The sequence below is a fragment of the Parapedobacter flavus genome (assembly GCF_035818675.1).
Lineage (GTDB): Bacteria > Bacteroidota > Bacteroidia > Sphingobacteriales > Sphingobacteriaceae > Parapedobacter > Parapedobacter flavus.
The window spans coordinates 22,252-38,697 of sequence record NZ_JAYKZZ010000005.1 but is presented as its reverse complement, the minus strand read 5'-3'; the positions used below and the strand labels follow the sequence as shown (position 1 = coordinate 38,697).

The following is a 16,446-nucleotide window of genomic DNA, read 5'->3' as shown; positions in this document are numbered from 1 at the left end:
AATGGGCAACGGCAGGATAACAAATTGGGCAAAGAAGGTTTCCAACCCACTGCAAGTGGGTGGCATTGAAACCGCCGTGCTCGATAACGGTGCCGCCAAAGGAACACGGGTAGCCTGGATAAATACCGGGGCCGGGTTACGCTATAAAGTGGTGATCGATCGCGGGATGGATATCGCAGACGCACAGTACAACGCCCATAGCTTAGCCTGGTTAAGCCATGTTGGCATCACGGCACCAGCGCACCGCCCCTATCGTGGCATCGAATGGCTAAATGCTTTCGGGGGTGGGTTGTTGACCACCTGCGGCCTCGACCACATCGGCGGACCGGAGTCCGATGCGAACGGTGAACGAGGGCTTCATAGCCAGTACAGTGGTATTCCGGCTACCATCGAATCCATCATCCAACCCGACCCGGCCATCGGTCAACTGGATATGCAGATAACCGGGGTAGTGAAACAATCGCAACCCCTGGGTGCCCAGTTTACCCTGCGGCGCACCATCTCATGCCGCCTGGGCGAGGCTGCTATCCGTATTGATGACGAGGTTATCAATACCGGGAACATCCCGGCGCCACATATGCTGCTTTATCATATGAACCTCGGATGGCCCTTGGTGGATGAGGATGTGGATATCTGCTGGCAAGGACCATGGACATCGCGCGAAGGGAAAGACAAGGCGAAAATCTTCAGGGAAGGATCGCCGTTTAAAAAAGGAAAGCCACCACTGGAAGACCATGTCGGCATCGGTGAGGAAGCTGCATTTATAGATATCGCTGCAGACCAAGATGGCATGTGCCATTGCGGGATACATAACCCTCACTTGGGAATCGCATTGGCTATTGAATTCAAGAAATCACAGCTTCCATGGATGACCAACTGGCAGCACTGGGGACCAGGAGAATACGTGGTAGGCATAGAGCCCGGCACCCATCCGCCAATCGGGCAATCAAACGCCAGACGAGACGGATCATTGATTGTTTTACAACCAAACGAACGGCGCCACTATGGCGTCACCGTGCGGGTCCATGACAATCCCGAAGAGATTGCCGCGTTTTTGCAGCAAACGGCCAACACACATTAACACATTAGTAAACAGGAATACAGAAAAAAAGACCAAAATACATGATGAACACGAAACAGTTAATTCGCGATGCATTTGATTCCGGTTCCGGAATATTTAGACTAGCACCAACATGGGTACCGCGCTCTTTCTGTGTACCAGGACGGCGCATCAAACTCCACCCCGATGACTATTATGTGCTCGGGGGAGTCCGCGGTGGTATAGACGAACGCTGGCTATCATCAACTACTCCGGCAGAAAACGGTCCCCTCACAGGTGAACACGAGGGACTGAGCCAAGTTGTTTATGAAAAGGACGGACAAACCGCACAATTCCTCCTCCGGGATGCCGTAGACGAACTAAAGGGCGAACTGATCGGCTCGCGGATATGGGACGAGCATGGCAGCTGGCCCATGTATTCCAAATTTTTCGATAATATGGGGCCCCTGCCCCACCACGTACACCACAACGATGAGAAAGCCGCTCTCGTAGGCCAAAAAGGAAAACCCGAAGCATATTACTTCCCGCCGCAGCTAAACAACCACGGTGGCGACTACCCGTATACGTTCATTGGCTTGGCTCCGGGCACAACCAAGGAGCAGATACGCGAATGTTTGGAGAACTTCACGAAGGGCGACAACAAAATCACGAATTACTCACAAGCTTATCGCTTGGAACCGGGAACGGGTTGGGACGTTCCTCCCGGCCTGTTGCACGCACCGGGTAGCCTATGTACCTATGAGCCGCAGAAAGCATCAGACGTGTTCGCCATGTACCAGTCGCTGGTCAACGAGGCCATCATCCCCGAGGAATTGCTGTGGAAATGCACACCCGAAGACCGGCTGGGCGACTTTGATGAATTGATTGACGTGCTCGATTGGGACCTCAACCTCGACCCCAACACGATGAAAAACCGGTTTATGCCGCCACTGCCCGTTCATAACGAAGCGGAAATGAATGCTGCAGGGTACTCCGAAAAATGGATTTGTTACAAATCGGAGGCATTCAGCGCCAAGGAGCTGACCATATTCCCCGGGGCAACGGTAACCATCCACGACGCGGCAGCCTATGGCATGATCATGATGCAAGGCCACGGCAAAATGGGCAACTGGGACATCGAGACACCTGCACTTATCCGGTATGGCCAGCTCACCTACGATGAGTACTTCGTGAGCGAATCTGCCGCGCAGGCTGGAGTTAAAATCACCAACTTATCGAAAACCGATCCTATCGTGATGCTGAAGCACTTCGGACCGGAAAATCCCGATCTGGTGATATCGTAATCAGATGTTTAATCACTTAGCTCTAAAATATCCGTAGCGGAATACGCTTATCGCAGCGGAGAAATGAATAACTTTCTTTTATAGACAACGCTATTTATTGTATACAATAGAAATTTAGCTAAGTTTACCTTTCATTAACTAGTAAAGATATGGATGCAACAAATAATTTTCCGAAATTACACAACGCAACGTGGCCGGGTATTGTAGGCAAGGGCCCCGATTCAGAACCTGTTATCCCTTTTGACGACCTACTTGCCTATACGGCGGCAGCAGAGGTCGACGGCATAAAATTCGATGGAGTCGATATCGGGCTGTTGGAACCGCACGTGGATTTCAATGGCGGCAGCGACGAAGTGAAACGTCTGGCCGATAAAGTAGCCCACCATGGCTTGAATATCGGTTCGCTCGTTGCTCCTATTTGGGCGGGATCGGCCATGGGCAGCGAAGAAAACCGGAAAACATTTGTGGAAATGGTGCGGAAGTCGTGCCAATTCGGGCAACAATTGCGTGAGTTGGGCGTCCGCCCCTATGGGGTGATACGCATCGACTCCTCATGCTCCCCGGCGGCGTGGGCAGAGGACCCCGTAGGCAACACAAAAGTCATCGCCGAGACATTCAGAGCAGCGTGCGATGTGGCGGCAGACTACGGCGAACAGCTGGCTGCTGAAGGTGAAATATGCTGGGGCGGTATGCACAGCTGGCGCGCCATGCTGGACACGCTGGAAGCAGTAGACCGACCGAATATGGGCTTCCAGGCTGATATGTCGCACACCTTCTTGTACCTGTTGGGCTATAACAAACCTGAAGACCGAATTCTTCCTGTAGATTTCGATTGGAGCGACCGCGCAACCCTCACTGAAGGGCTCAAAACGCTTACCCGCGCACTGCGCCCCTGGACAATCGACTTCCACGTAGCGCAGAACGATGGTACGGTATTCGGATCGGGCTCGCATGATAAAACAGGACGCCACTGCCTGCCCAATGACCCGAACGGCAAGCTAGACATCGCCGCGGATGCTGGCCATTGGTTGCGCGATGAACAAGGACAGCTCACCAAAAAATTCAATCACATCTGCTGGGACGGGTGCATGTTCCCGAATGCCGTGCTCAATAAACAAGAAACATGGAATGACATATTGGCCGCGCTGGTGAGCGTGCGCAACGCACACGGGTGGCAAGAAGGATAATACGTAAACATCATCGGTATGCAAAGTAATCCAAGCACTTCCTTTTTTCTACTGATTGCCCTATGGCTGGGCGCCACCTGTTGTACGGGTAATAGCACCGCTTCGGATACGGAGCAACAGATCCAGCAATCGGATCAATGGGTTACCTATGCCGGGGGCGACGGACCGGGAAAAGGTAAACATATCGTACTGATCAGTGGCGACGAGGAGTACCGCTCAGAAGAGGCCCTGCCCATGCTGGCGCAGATCCTGGCGAAACGGGCGGGGTTTACCTGTACCGTCCTCTTTTCCCTCGACCCGGAGAGCGGTGAAATCGATCCCAACCAACAGGCTAACATACCCGGGCTCCAAGCGTTGGAAACGGCCGACCTCATGGTCATCTTCACCCGGTTCCGAGAGCTTCCTCCCGAGCAGATGCGCTATATCGACGACTACCTCATGGCGGGCAAACCCGTAATCGGCCTTCGGACTGCTACCCACGCCTTTCACTACGCGAAGCATCAAGAAGACCAGTATGCCAAATATGACTTCCAAAGCAGCGTACCGGGATGGGAAAAGGGCTTCGGCAAAATCGTCCTTGGCGAAACATGGGTAAGCCACCATGGTGACCACGGCAGCGAAGGAACTCGCGCCGTGATCAATGACGCTCATGCCACGCATCCCGTGTTGAAGGGTGTTACGGATATCTGGGGCCCCACGGATGTGTACACCGTGGGGGCGCTCAACGACGCAACGATATTGCTTTATGGGCAGTCGACCAGCGGCATGACCGCTGATGCTCCAGTCAATACCGAAAAGGAAATGCTGCCTATCGCCTGGACGCGGGCCTACCAACTGCCTGGAGGAAACCCAGGAAAAGCCTTCGCTACGACCATGGGTGCATCGGTAGACCTCCAGAGTGCTGATCTGCGGCGATTATTGGTGAATGCCAGCTTCTGGGCCACGGGCCTGGAAATCCCCCGGCAGGTCGATGTATCAACCGTATCAACGTACGCACCAACCATGTTCGGTTTTGACGATTTCAAACGTGGACAATTTCCAGCAGACTTCAGGATGAAGACCGACTAACACTTGGATAAGTGATATGCTAAAAATCAAAATATGTTAAAAATAGGAGTCAATACCTTTCTGCTTACCTCGCCGTTTACCAGCGAACAGGTGGATATCTTCGGTCAATTCAAAGCTTGGGGCTGCGATGCCGTTGAAATTGCCTTGGAAGATGCCTCGCATATAGACCCTCGTATCATCAAACAAGCGCTCAGTGAGCATAACATCACCTGCTCTTCAATCTGTGCGGCTATGGGCCCGGGGCGCGACCTCCGCGGTACACCGGCGGAACAACAGGCAGCCATCGAATACATCACCCAAGTGATGGAGGTTATGGCACAAATCGAGTGCCCCGTGATGGTTGGTCCGTTGTATTCCACCGTGGGCAGAGCCGAACCAACACCTAAAGACGAATACCGTAAGCAGTGGGATACCGTGGTGTCACACCTGCAACGCCTGGCGGCTCGGGCCGGTGACTTGGGGGTTAAGTTGGCTTTAGAACCACTAAACCGTTATGAAACCGACTTTATCAATACCGCTGATCAGGTAACGGCACTGGTCGATGATATCGGCCATCAAGCTATTGGTATTCTGTTAGACACCTATCACATGAATATCGAAGAGAAAGATTCGGCAGCTGCCATCCGAAAAGCGGGGCACCGCTTACTACATGTCCACGCATGCGGTTGCGACCGCGGCGCACCCGGTGGCGATCATATCGACTGGGATCGTATCCGCGGAGCCCTGCAGGAAGTCAATTACCGGGGGAATTTAGTCATCGAATCGTTTACGCCGGCGGTCAAAGTGATCGCCAAAGCTGCCTCCATCTGGCGAGATTTCGAGCCCTCCCGAGAAGATATTGCCAAAAAAGGGGTTGCTTTTCTACGTAACCATTTTATGACGGGTTTTTAATTTTATAAACAAAATTTAGAAACTGACGATAAACATCGTATTTTCAACGCTTCATTTGGATATCGAATGGGTATTAGAAAAAACAATCAGGATTTAACCAGTTAAAACAGTAAAAAAATGAACGACAACGTTAACAGAAGTGCGCTATTCAATGGCTCTTGTTTCGCGCTGATCACCACGGCTTTTACATTTTCCATTCGAGCGGGGATCTTGCCCCAGCTTGGCGCAGAGTTTAATCTGACCGACACGCAACTTGGGTTTATTAACTCCATGTTTTTCTTCGGATTCCCAATTTCCATGATATTGGGCGGACTGTTTTACCACACGTTCGGCCCAAAGAATATCATGCGGGTAGCGTTTATCGCACACACCATCGGTATTATCATGACCATCTACGCGGGTGGCTATACCACACTCCTGCTGTCTACCTTATTCATCGGTTTTGGAAATGGATGTACCGAGGCGGCTTGTAATCCCATGATTGCCGATATGTATTCCGGCGTTAAAATGGACAAAATGCTAAACAGGTTCCACATGTGGTTTCCCGGCGGCATTCTGTTAGGCGCATTGATTTCCCAGTTCATGACCAGCTTAAACTTGGGATGGGAGCTACAAATGTGGATTACCATGGTTCCGACAGTTATTTACGCGTTCCTGTTTTTCGGTAAAACGTTTCCCAAACCCGTGGTGGAGGCCGCAGCGTCATTGGGCCAGAACGTCCGCGCCATGTTTACGCCGACGTTCTTGTTCATTTTCTTCTGCATGTTCCTTACCGCAATTTCCGAATTCGGTCCCAACCAATGGGTAAGTGTAATCATGGCAGCCAGCGGTGCTGAACCCATGTTGATACTGGCATTGACCAGCGGACTAATGGCGGTGGGGCGGTTCTTCGCCGAACCGGTAGTGCGCGCATTTGGCCAAACGGGTGTGTTACTGGGCGGAGCCATTTTAACGGCCATCGGCATCTATATGTTTAGTGTGGTAACGGGACCAATGGCCTATGTCGCAACGGTCATTTTTGCCATCGGCATCTGCTATTTCTGGCCGGTTATGATTGGTGCCACGGCACAACGGGTACCGAAGAGCGGAGCCCTGGGAATGTCAATTGTCGGCGGTGCCGGCATGCTTTCTTCGGCCATCTTCCAACCCATTATCGGGAGTTGGATCGATGGTGCCCGCGCCACAAATGCAGCTGCCGGGTTGACCGGAAATGCACTTGAACTTGCTACCGGCCAGGATGCGATGGTGAAAATGCTTAGTTTTCCGACGCTCCTCATCGTCTTGTTCCTTATATTTTTCTTTTGGCAAAAGAATAAGCACACCAAGCCAGCGGAAGAAGTACCCACGGCTGCTGCGTAAGCTGCTGCCTATGGGCGCTGCGGGCGGGGCGTTATGCCCGGCTAAACGGTGCTTAACATGATGACAAACAGTTAATGGCGATTATTTATCGACAATGGCAATGTTATTTACTAATAAATCAGTAATATGGATATGAAAAAACAGTTAAGAATAGGTTTGATCGGGTGCGGTTTTATGGGCCGCACGCATTCCAACGGGTACAATCGCATACAGAACTTCTTTCCCGACCTTCAATACCAACCGGTACTCCAGGCCGTGTGTTCCCGACGGGAAGAAAAGGTAAAGGCCTTCGCAGCCCAGTGGGGATATGCCTCCTACGAAACCGACTGGCGTAAATTGATTGCCCGCGACGATATCGATGCCGTGGATATCTGCACGCCTAACCACCTGCACGCAGAGATTGCCATCGCTGCGGCCGCTGCCGGAAAAGTGGTACTGACCGAGAAGCCGCTTGCACGAACCCTGGATGAATCCAAGGCGATGCTCGATGCCGTTACCAAAGCAGGGGTAAAAAACATGGTTTGGTACAACTACCGTCGGTTGCCCGCCGTAACGCTGGCCAAGAAAATCATCGAATCGGGCAAACTGGGGAGAATATTCCATTACCGGACGAATTTCCTGCAAGATTGGACCATCAGCGCCGATGTACCACAAGGGGGCGATGCAACATGGCGCATGGATGTCGATGCGGCCGGATCGGGCGTCACCGGCGACCTTTTGGCCCATTGCATCGATACCGCCATGTGGCTCAACGGCAGCATCTCCGAAGTATCGGCAATGACCGAAACGTTTGTAAAACAACGGGTACATGCGGACACCGGTCAGCTGCAGGATGTCGGGATCGATGATGCCTGTATTTTCCATTGCCGGTTTTCAAATGGTTCATTGGGCCTCTTTGAATCTACCCGCTACGCCCGGGGCCATAAGGCGTTATATACATTTGAAATCAATGGTGAAGACGCGTCGATAAGATGGGACCTGCACGACCTCAATAGACTGGAATACTTCGACAACCGGTGTGAGTCTGACGTGAAAGGCTGGAGCTCCATCCACGTGACCAATGGCGACCACCCCTATATGGATAAATGGTGGGTACCCGGGCTCGGAATCGGTTACGAACATAGTTTTATCCACCAAGTAGCAGATTTCCTCAAAAGCTTGGAAACGGGTGAACCATGCCAGCCGGATTTTCAAAATGCCTATGAAACGCAAAAGGTATGTGAAGCAGTCATTGATTCGGCAAATTCCAAAGCTTGGAAAAATACAAACGTAGAACTATGAATATATTAACAATCGGTACGATTGCCCTATCCACCTTGGCCATATCGTCTTGCACGTCGGGCAATTCCCAGCAAAACGCCGGAAATGCGTCCGACTCAACGGACTACTTAACGTTGTTTGATGGTACAAGTCTAACGGGATGGCGTGGCGACACAAGCCTTTGGCGGGCCGAAGATGGCGTCCTCGTGGGCGAAATTGTGGCCGGCGAAGAGCTAGCCAACAACTCCTTCATCATCTGGGACGGTGGCTCACCGTCCGATTTCGAATTGATTGCCGAATACCGGATGACCGGTAAAGGCAATAGCGGCATCAACTACCGTAGCGAAGAGCTCACCGAGCCCCGTTTTGCCCTCAAGGGTTACCAAGCCGATATCGATGCGGCAAACACCTACACGGGGCAAAATTACGAAGAGCGGGGCCGCACCATACTGGCATTTCCGGGGCAATCTGTTAGGCTCCCGGAAGTATCCGGCCCTATCAGCGAATATGCCAAAGGGAATATATGGACAGCCGCAGAACAAGGAGCGTCGCTTGGCGACCGCGACTCCTTACGAACGCTGATCAAGGAAAACGACTGGAATGAAATCCGCATCGTCGCCAAAGGCAATCAACTGGAGCACTACATTAATGGTACACTGATGAGTAAAGTGGTCGACGACGATGTAGCCAACAGGAAACTGGAGGGAGCACTGGGCTTCCAGGTGCACGTAGGTCCACCCATGAAAATCGAATACCGGAATATCCGGTTGAAAAACCTCGATTAACCAGCGTGTTCTGACACAGAGACGGGGCCAATGAAACTATTGTGCCCCGTCTTTGTTAACCAAAAAACGATTATACTATGCCCGTCATTCAACACCAAACAGCATCACAAACGATCGGTATCAATTACGTCGATTACGGAAGTGGCCAACCGATCATCCTCATCCATGGCTGGCCACTGAGCCACAAAGCCTGGGAAAAACAAATTCCTGCGCTCGTAGAAGCCGGTTATCGCGTAATCGCATACGATAGACGGGGATTCGGCCAATCCGATGCTCCATGGGAGGGCTACGATTACGATGCACTGGCAAGTGATCTGCATGCGTTGATTACCCAGTTGGATCTCCAACAGGTAAACTTGGTGGGCTTTTCGATGGGCGGCGGCGAAGTGATCCGATACCTCACACAATACGGAGCCGATAAGATCAACAAAATAGCGCTTGTGGCATCGATCATCCCGCTGGTGAAACAAAAGCCCGACAATCCTGCTGGCGTGCCCGAAGCTGCCCTTAAAGATATCTTGGCGGCCTTGTTAACCGATCGCCTGCATTTCCTGTCCAATTTCCACCCGGCTTTTTATAATTACAAAACCGACGGCGAACCCGTGAGTGAGCAACAGCTGATATACGACTTCAGTATTTCGTCTCATGCCGCTCCACACGCCACCATCGGCGCCGCAAAAGCATGGATGGATACCGACTTCCGCACGGAATGTAAGCAGGTAACCGTACCGACCTTGATTATCCACGGAAAAGCGGACGAAACGGTGCCTATTGCAACATCGGCAGCGCAAGCAGCGTCCTTCATTCCAAACAGCAAACTCGTGGTTTATGACGATGCCCCGCATGGTTTGAACCTCACCCATGCCGACCAGTTAAATGGCGAATTGATTGCGTTCTTCAAATCGTTCGGTCAATGAATTTTAAATCACATTTTCATATCCAAAAATTCCTTAATCGGATTTTTTATAGTAGGTTTGCAACCTTTTAGCAGTTGAATGTTTACACCGGAAACGCTTAGGGAGGAACTGGCCAAACCGAAGCAGATTGTTATTACCACACACCACAAACCCGACGGAGATGCATTGGGCTCATCGTTGGCGGTATACCATTGGTTGAAAGCCAAAGGCCACACCGTCCGTGTAATTGTACCCTCAGATTTCCCGACCTTCCTGGACTGGATGCCGGGCCGGCAAGACATTCTTGTATACACCGCAAACAAAGCAGCTAGCGATGTACACATTGCAGCCGCCGATATCATCTTTTGCCTCGACTTTAATGGCCTGCCACGCATCCATGCCATGGCCGATAGCGTGAGAGACGCAAAGGGGGTGAAAATCATGATAGACCATCATCTAGACCCCGAGGGTTTCGATGATTACCGACACTGGGATAGCAGTGCTGCCGCAACCGCGCAGTTGGTATATGATTTTATTGTTGACGTCATCAGCGACCATGGTGCTATCACACCCGAAATCGCCACGTGCCTATACACCGGTATCATGACCGATACGGGCTCCTTCCGGTTCCAGACCACCACCCCATCAGTACACCGCATTGCGGCCGACCTGATTACCCTAGGCGCCAAAAACTGGGAAATCCACGAACACGTGTACAACAGCTATACCGAAAATCGATTGAAATTCCTCGGTTTCTGTTTGTTGAACCGCCTCGAAGTGTTGCCCGAGTACCGAACAGCACTGTTTAGCATATCGCGGCAAGACCTCCACCGGTTCAACATCACTACGGGCGACACCGAAGGACTGGTAAACTATGCCCTGTCGATTAGTGGCATGAAGCTTGCCGCATTGGTTGTCGACCGCACCGACCAGGTTAAGCTTTCGCTGCGGTCTATCGGAGACTTCCCGTGCAATGAAGTATGTAAAAAGCATTTCAATGGTGGTGGGCACCGCAACGCAGCGGGCGGTAATTCCAATGATCCGCTACCGGATGTTGTCCAGCATTTCAAAGCGTTATTACCCGAATATAAATCACTATTATTAAAATAATTAATCTCACACAAAAACATGAAGAAATCAATTTTTAGTTTGGGGCTTGCCATCGCGATATTGGGTAGCGCCTGCCAACAGTTTGAGAAGGGATCGGGCGGCCTACAATACAAAATCGTGAAAGACAATGGCCAGCCCAAGGCACAAGCGGGCGATTTACTTTCCGTGCATTTAACCGTCACGTCAGATCGGGACTCCTTACTGCAAAGCACATATAAAATCGGGCTTCCCCAAATCGTCAATATCGCCCCAGACTCAGCAGAGGGCCTTTATCCGGGCGATTACAACTCCATGTTCCGGATGTTGGGCGAGGGCGACAGCGCCGTCTTTAAACTCGACCTCGACACCATGGCAGCCAAAACCATGCGACCGAAACCGGAAATTGCCGATAAGTACATTATCTTCAATGTCAAGGTAAACAAACATTTCAAGAAAGGCGATTTGACCGATAGCGCATTGTATGCCGAGGTGAACACCTATTTCGACGCCGAAATTGAAAAACTGAAGACGTCGGAAGAAGGAAAAATCGCTAATTACATCAAGGAAAATAACCTTGAACCGCTGAAAACGGCTTCAGGTCTGCAATATATCATCGTAGAAGAAGGCACAGGCGAAAAACCTGTAGCAGGCGATACCGTACAAGTAAACTATACCGGTGCGCTGGTAGCCACCGGCGATGTGTTCGATACATCCATCAAGGAGGTTGCAGAAAAGAACGATATATACAATGCGATGCGGCCCTATGAACCAGCGAAATTCGCGATTGGCGTTCGTCAGGTTATCCCCGGTTGGGACGAAGGTTTGCTGTTGCTCCCCAAAGGAAGCAAAGCGAAGCTCATCATTCCCTCGGCATTGGGTTACGGCGAAAACGGTGACGGCCGCGGCGTAATTCCACCATTTGCGCCTTTGGTATTCGATATCGAGCTGATCGATATCCTGAAGCCTGTAGCGTCCGACTCCACGGCACAGGATAGCACCGAAGAATAAGCTCCAAACAAAAACGCCTTCCACCCGGAGGGCGTTTTTGTTTTACGGCCCACGGCGACTTGATTTTGAAAGGCGAGTTAGCTAAGTTTGCAGCAAACCCCACGATTAGCTATGGAACTCACGGATACGCATACACACCTGTATTACCTTTACGGATCTCCTGAAATGGATACCCAGATGCAGCGGTGCTTCGACAACGGCGTAAAATATTGCTTGCTCCCCAATGTGGATAGCGAATCCATCGCTAAGGTATTGGGCACCGTGGCGGCGTATCCCGATAACTGTTTTGCCATGATGGGACTGCACCCGTGCGACGTCAAAACAGGCTATCACCAGGAGCTGAACCGGATAGAACAGGCAATCGCCAGTAATAAAATCTATGGAATCGGCGAAATCGGTATCGACTTGCATTGGGATAAAACCACCTTATCACTGCAACAAGAAGCCTTCCGCATTCAAACCGGATGGGCAAAGGATACCGGACTCCCCGTTTCCATCCACTGCCGGGACGCATTCGATGAGCTCTTCGCGCTGCTGGAGGAGGTGCAGGACGGGCGACTAACCGGCGTATTGCATTGCTTCACAGGGAACATGGAGCAGGCACAACGAACGATCGATCTGGGCTTACACCTCGGTATCGGCGGGGTGCTGACCTATAAAAATGCAGGTCTCGACACCGTCGTATCCCAACTCGACCTCCGGCATATCGTGCTGGAAACCGACGCACCGTACCTCGCGCCCGTACCACATCGGGGAAAAAAGAATGAAAGTAGCTATCTGCGTTATATTGCACAAAAATTCGCAGATTTGCACGGGATCTCGGTCGAAAACGTAGCGTCTATCACGACGGAAAACGCTAAACGGATATTCAGTTTTAAATGAACAATGTTTTCGTAATCTATACGGGGGGCACCATCGGAATGGTCAAAGATGAACAGAATGGCACCTTTATGCCGTTTGACTTTGACCTCATTGCCAAAAATATCCCCGAGCTGGCACGACTAAACTACAACCTCACCGTCCACTCGTTTACGCCCATCATCGACTCGTCCAATATGCAACCGGCCATATGGGTCGAAATGGCCAATATCATCAGAGACAACTATGCCAATTACGACGGTTTCGTTATCCTCCATGGCTCCGACACCATGGCCTTTTCCGCGTCGGCACTAAGCTTCATGCTGGAAGGACTGCAAAAGCCGGTCATCCTTTCCGGGTCTCAACTGCCCATAGGTGAAATCCGTACCGACGCGAGGGAAAACCTCATTACCGCATTGGAGCTCGCCTCGGCAAAAAAGAAGGACAAATCGCTCATCCATGAGGTCTGTATATTTTTCGACAACAAACTCTTCCGCGGCAACCGGTCGTTCAAATACAACTCCGCAAAATTCGAAGCCTTCCGATCGCCCAATTATCCGGTGCTGGTAGAGGCAGGCGTACACCTCAAATACAACCGCGATGCGTTACTGGACAACAGCGGCAAGGAATTCACGCTGCATACGGCATTAGACAACGCGGTGTCCGTACTCAAGCTATACCCGGGCATCAGCCGGGAGGTCGTTCGGGCCGTGCTCGAATCGCCAGCACGTTCGGTCATCATGGAAACGTTCGGGTCGGGCAATACCACTACCCATCAATGGTTTCTCGACCTCATCGACAGCGCCATACGTAGTGGAAAAAACATCCTCAACATCTCCCAATGCAAGGTGGGCAGCGTAGAGCTTGGGCGCTATGAGACCAGTAAGTATTTAAAAGAAATGGGCGTAATCAGCGGTTATGACATGACATTTGAAGCCGCAGTGACCAAACTCATGTACTTACAAGGCGAATTCGAAAAGCAAAGTGATGTAGCGTATTGGGCAGAGCGGAACCTCCGCGGAGAGATGACGGTATAAACCGCCGCCGTTACGCACGAAACCCTTCAGCTACCAGTGCATCAGCTACAATAAACGTACTTCCACCGATAAATATAAAGTCAGCCGCCGATGCCGACCGCTTTGCTGCTGTGAGGGCCTCAGCGACGTTAGTAAATGCATCGCCGGTTAACCCGTGATCGCCAGCCGCAGCACGCAACTCCTCGGCAGGAAGCGCCCTTGGCATGGCCACCTGGCAAAAATAATAGCGGGCCCCTTTCGGTAACAGGGGAAGGATATGGCTCGGTTCCTTGTCGCGCATCATCCCGATAACCACGTGGAGCGTTTCGTGTGGGGTAACCGCGATATTCGCCAAAACCTCCCGCCAACCGTCGACATTATGGCCTGTATCGCAAACAATCGTCGGATCGGTCGCCACCGTTTGCCAGCGGCCCATGAGTCCGGTAAGCTGCTGCACATGGGTCAATGCATACCTCATATCGGCATCGGTAACATCAAAGCCTTGCTGTTGCAATTCGGCCACGGCACATCGTACCGCTGGCAGGTTCTTGGCCTGATAGCTCCCCCGTAAATCCAATGCATAACGCCCACTTTCGGGCAAATCCCGCCGCGTTGCACGGAGGTGGAGTTGTCGTTCATCGCGGCCTAAGTGGTCTATTTGCCATTGATCCGATGCGAACACAAGCCGACTTCCCTTCTCCGCAGCTACGCGCTCGAATACGCCCGCCACCGCTTCCTGCCGTTCGCTCACCACTACAGGAATGCCCGGCTTGATAATCCCCGCCTTTTCGCCCGCTATTTCGGGCAGCGTACCGCCCAGCATCGCAGTATGGTCATAACCAATATTCGTGATAATGGAAAGTAAAGGCGTGATGATATTGGTCGAATCCAACCGTCCCCCCAAACCGGTCTCCACGACCGCCACATCGACCTGTTCTTCAGCGAAATAGGCAAAGGCCATGGCCACCGTTACTTCAAAAAATGAGGGTCGGATATGCTCCATCAGCGATTGATGGTCATGAACAAATGCCGCCACCCAGGCCTGCGGAATCATCGTACCGTCCGTACGGATACGCTCGCGGAAATCCAACAAATGCGGCGACGTGTACAAGCCCGTCTTGTAACCCGCCTGCTGTAAGATCGCCGCCAGCATGTGCGACGTGGAACCTTTACCGTTGGTACCTGCGATATGAATCGATTTAAACCGCTCGTGGGGGTTGCCAAGCGCCTCACAAAGGCGATAGGTGTTGGTCAGGTCTTTCTTGAATGCAGACGCGCCATCGCGCGTGAACATGGGTAAACGCGCATAGAGGTAATCAACCGCTTCGTCGTAATTCATGGCCGATCCGGAGGTTTAGTGAATAGATGTCTACTTGAGCTTGAACCGGAAAGGAATCAACCCGCGTTGCTCGCGCGGCGCACGCTCAATTTCGTTAAACCGGGCGCCCCTCACTGCACGTTCACACTTATCCCATAAAGCCTTATCCGTGAGCGTCGTCCCTTTTAAACTAACTCGGGCAAATGTAATTCGGCCGTCTCGTGCCACGCGCACTTCCACCATCACCACACCGGCCTGCTGGCCGTTATCTTCAATATTGGGCGGCACAGCCCATCCCCTATTCTGGATGGAAAGTCCGATATCGCCATCACCCGATCCACCCTCACCGTAATTCGACGCCAGCGGATCGCCTTGGTTGCTACCTTGGTTGCCACCTTCCGTACCCGTACCATCCCCCCTACCGGTCGAGTTATTACGCTTTCCGGTGTATAACGCATTGGGATTGATTGCTGGCTTACTTTCTTCCTTCTCGGCCGTTGCTTCTTCCGCGTTAGCCTTCTTAGGCTCATTGGCCACCACCGCAGGCGCATCGTCCATATCTTGTGTCGCCACACGCTGCTCCGTTACCTGTTGCGATGGAGTCTCCTGGATTTCCTGTTGCGGGTCAATTTTGTCGGGCCGTACATTATTGGCGTTGGGATCGGTAGATGCCTCGTCGACCGTCATATAATCGTCGCCCATGCCGACATCCGAGGTGCCGTAGTTCACAATAATGCCCCCGGTTCCGATATCCGGAAAAGCCGACCCGATCATGATGATGAAACTGAGAATCAACAATCCCCCCATGATACCGCCGGATATCCACAGCGCCTTGGGGTAGTTATTTTCCTCTTGTAAATGATAATAACCCATCTTATCTCGTTATCTTTTACGTTTCCTATAGGATGCTTTACCTAGTTAAATTCCATAAATCCGTTATTGCTCCGGCAACGGTTCGGTAGCGAGCACCAGCCGTATTTTCAGTTTGTTGGCAACATCCATCACCGAAATCACGTTTTGGATGGGCACCGTACTGTCGGCATAAAGCATCACCGTGAGCTCTTCGCCCGGCTGAACATACGCCTGTATCGCACTCAGCAGGTTTTCATAGGGCACTTCCTCCTTATCGAGGTAGTATTTCAAATCTTGGGTAACCGATACGGTAATCGTTTTTTTGGCAACGGATTGCTCACCAGCGCTCGAACGCGGCAACAGCAACTTCACCACCTGCGGATTCGAAACCGCCGACGCCAACAAGAAAAACAACATCAGGAAAAACATGATGTCGTTCAGGGAATCCGTAAAGACCCTTACCTCCGATTTATTTCGCTTCGCTTTTAAGTTCATTCGTCAATCACCTTTCTTATG

At 51.7% G+C, this 16,446-nt stretch carries 16 protein-coding genes; 13 read left to right on the top strand and 3 right to left on the bottom strand.

The genetic code is table 11. The features are described from left to right. Position 1 precedes the first annotated feature (1 nt). The 13 genes from U9S71_RS05295 (at position 2) to U9S71_RS05235 (ending at position 13,781) form a co-directional block, all read left to right on the top strand. A complete protein-coding gene (locus U9S71_RS05295; RefSeq protein ID WP_326325827.1) occupies positions 2-1,081 on the top strand; it encodes an aldose 1-epimerase family protein in 1,080 nt (359 codons plus the stop codon). Positions 1,082-1,122: 41 nt separating this feature from the next. Next, the gene (locus U9S71_RS05290) at positions 1,123-2,343 is read left to right on the top strand and encodes a class I mannose-6-phosphate isomerase (RefSeq protein WP_326325825.1); all 1,221 of its coding nucleotides are present in this window, start codon (positions 1,123-1,125) and stop codon (positions 2,341-2,343) included. Positions 2,344-2,492: 149 nt separating this feature from the next. Beyond that, positions 2,493-3,530, top strand: coding sequence for a sugar phosphate isomerase/epimerase family protein (locus U9S71_RS05285; protein WP_326325823.1), 1,038 nt, complete (start codon positions 2,493-2,495; stop codon positions 3,528-3,530). Positions 3,531-3,548: 18 nt separating this feature from the next. Beyond that, positions 3,549-4,598, top strand: coding sequence for a ThuA domain-containing protein (locus U9S71_RS05280; RefSeq protein WP_326325821.1), 1,050 nt, complete (start codon positions 3,549-3,551; stop codon positions 4,596-4,598). Positions 4,599-4,631: 33 nt separating this feature from the next. Next, the gene (locus tag U9S71_RS05275) at positions 4,632-5,489 is read left to right on the top strand and encodes a sugar phosphate isomerase/epimerase family protein (protein ID WP_326325820.1); all 858 of its coding nucleotides are present in this window, start codon (positions 4,632-4,634) and stop codon (positions 5,487-5,489) included. A 117-nt stretch (positions 5,490-5,606) separates the two neighbouring features. After that, positions 5,607-6,848 (top strand): MFS transporter, encoded by a 1,242-nt coding sequence (locus U9S71_RS05270; protein ID WP_326325818.1) that lies wholly within the window; start codon positions 5,607-5,609, stop codon positions 6,846-6,848. A 132-nt stretch (positions 6,849-6,980) separates the two neighbouring features. Next, positions 6,981-8,129, top strand: coding sequence for a Gfo/Idh/MocA family protein (locus tag U9S71_RS05265; protein ID WP_326325817.1), 1,149 nt, complete (start codon positions 6,981-6,983; stop codon positions 8,127-8,129). After that, positions 8,126-8,893 (top strand): 3-keto-disaccharide hydrolase, encoded by a 768-nt coding sequence (locus tag U9S71_RS05260; protein WP_326325816.1) that lies wholly within the window; start codon positions 8,126-8,128, stop codon positions 8,891-8,893. Before U9S71_RS05265 ends, U9S71_RS05260 begins: the two co-directional genes overlap by 4 nt. Positions 8,894-8,970: 77 nt before the next feature. After that, positions 8,971-9,810: an alpha/beta fold hydrolase gene (locus U9S71_RS05255; protein WP_326325815.1), complete on the top strand. Its 840-nt coding sequence runs from the start codon at positions 8,971-8,973 to the stop codon at positions 9,808-9,810. A gap of 78 nt (positions 9,811-9,888) precedes the next feature. Then, complete coding sequence (locus tag U9S71_RS05250; protein WP_326325814.1) at positions 9,889-10,899, top strand: DHH family phosphoesterase; 1,011 nt, start codon at positions 9,889-9,891, stop codon at positions 10,897-10,899. A gap of 18 nt (positions 10,900-10,917) precedes the next feature. Then, positions 10,918-11,886: an FKBP-type peptidyl-prolyl cis-trans isomerase gene (locus tag U9S71_RS05245; protein WP_326325813.1), complete on the top strand. Its 969-nt coding sequence runs from the start codon at positions 10,918-10,920 to the stop codon at positions 11,884-11,886. Positions 11,887-11,997: 111 nt separating this feature from the next. Beyond that, a complete protein-coding gene (locus tag U9S71_RS05240) occupies positions 11,998-12,768 on the top strand; it encodes a TatD family hydrolase (RefSeq protein WP_326325811.1) in 771 nt (256 codons plus the stop codon). Further along, complete coding sequence (locus U9S71_RS05235; RefSeq protein WP_326325809.1) at positions 12,765-13,781, top strand: asparaginase; 1,017 nt, start codon at positions 12,765-12,767, stop codon at positions 13,779-13,781. The genes U9S71_RS05240 and U9S71_RS05235 overlap by 4 nt, the downstream gene beginning before the upstream one ends. A 10-nt stretch (positions 13,782-13,791) precedes the next feature. Here U9S71_RS05235 and U9S71_RS05230 read toward each other — a convergent pair whose 3' ends face one another. The 3 genes from U9S71_RS05230 to U9S71_RS05220 form a co-directional block, all read right to left on the bottom strand. Further along, positions 13,792-15,099: a bifunctional folylpolyglutamate synthase/dihydrofolate synthase gene (locus U9S71_RS05230; protein WP_326325808.1), complete on the bottom strand. Its 1,308-nt coding sequence runs from the start codon at positions 15,097-15,099 to the stop codon at positions 13,792-13,794. A 30-nt stretch (positions 15,100-15,129) separates the two neighbouring features. Next, positions 15,130-15,951: an energy transducer TonB gene (locus tag U9S71_RS05225; RefSeq protein ID WP_326325806.1), complete on the bottom strand. Its 822-nt coding sequence runs from the start codon at positions 15,949-15,951 to the stop codon at positions 15,130-15,132. A 63-nt stretch (positions 15,952-16,014) separates the two neighbouring features. Then, complete coding sequence (locus U9S71_RS05220; RefSeq protein WP_326325805.1) at positions 16,015-16,425, bottom strand: ExbD/TolR family protein; 411 nt, start codon at positions 16,423-16,425, stop codon at positions 16,015-16,017. Positions 16,426-16,446: the final 21 nt, after the last annotated feature.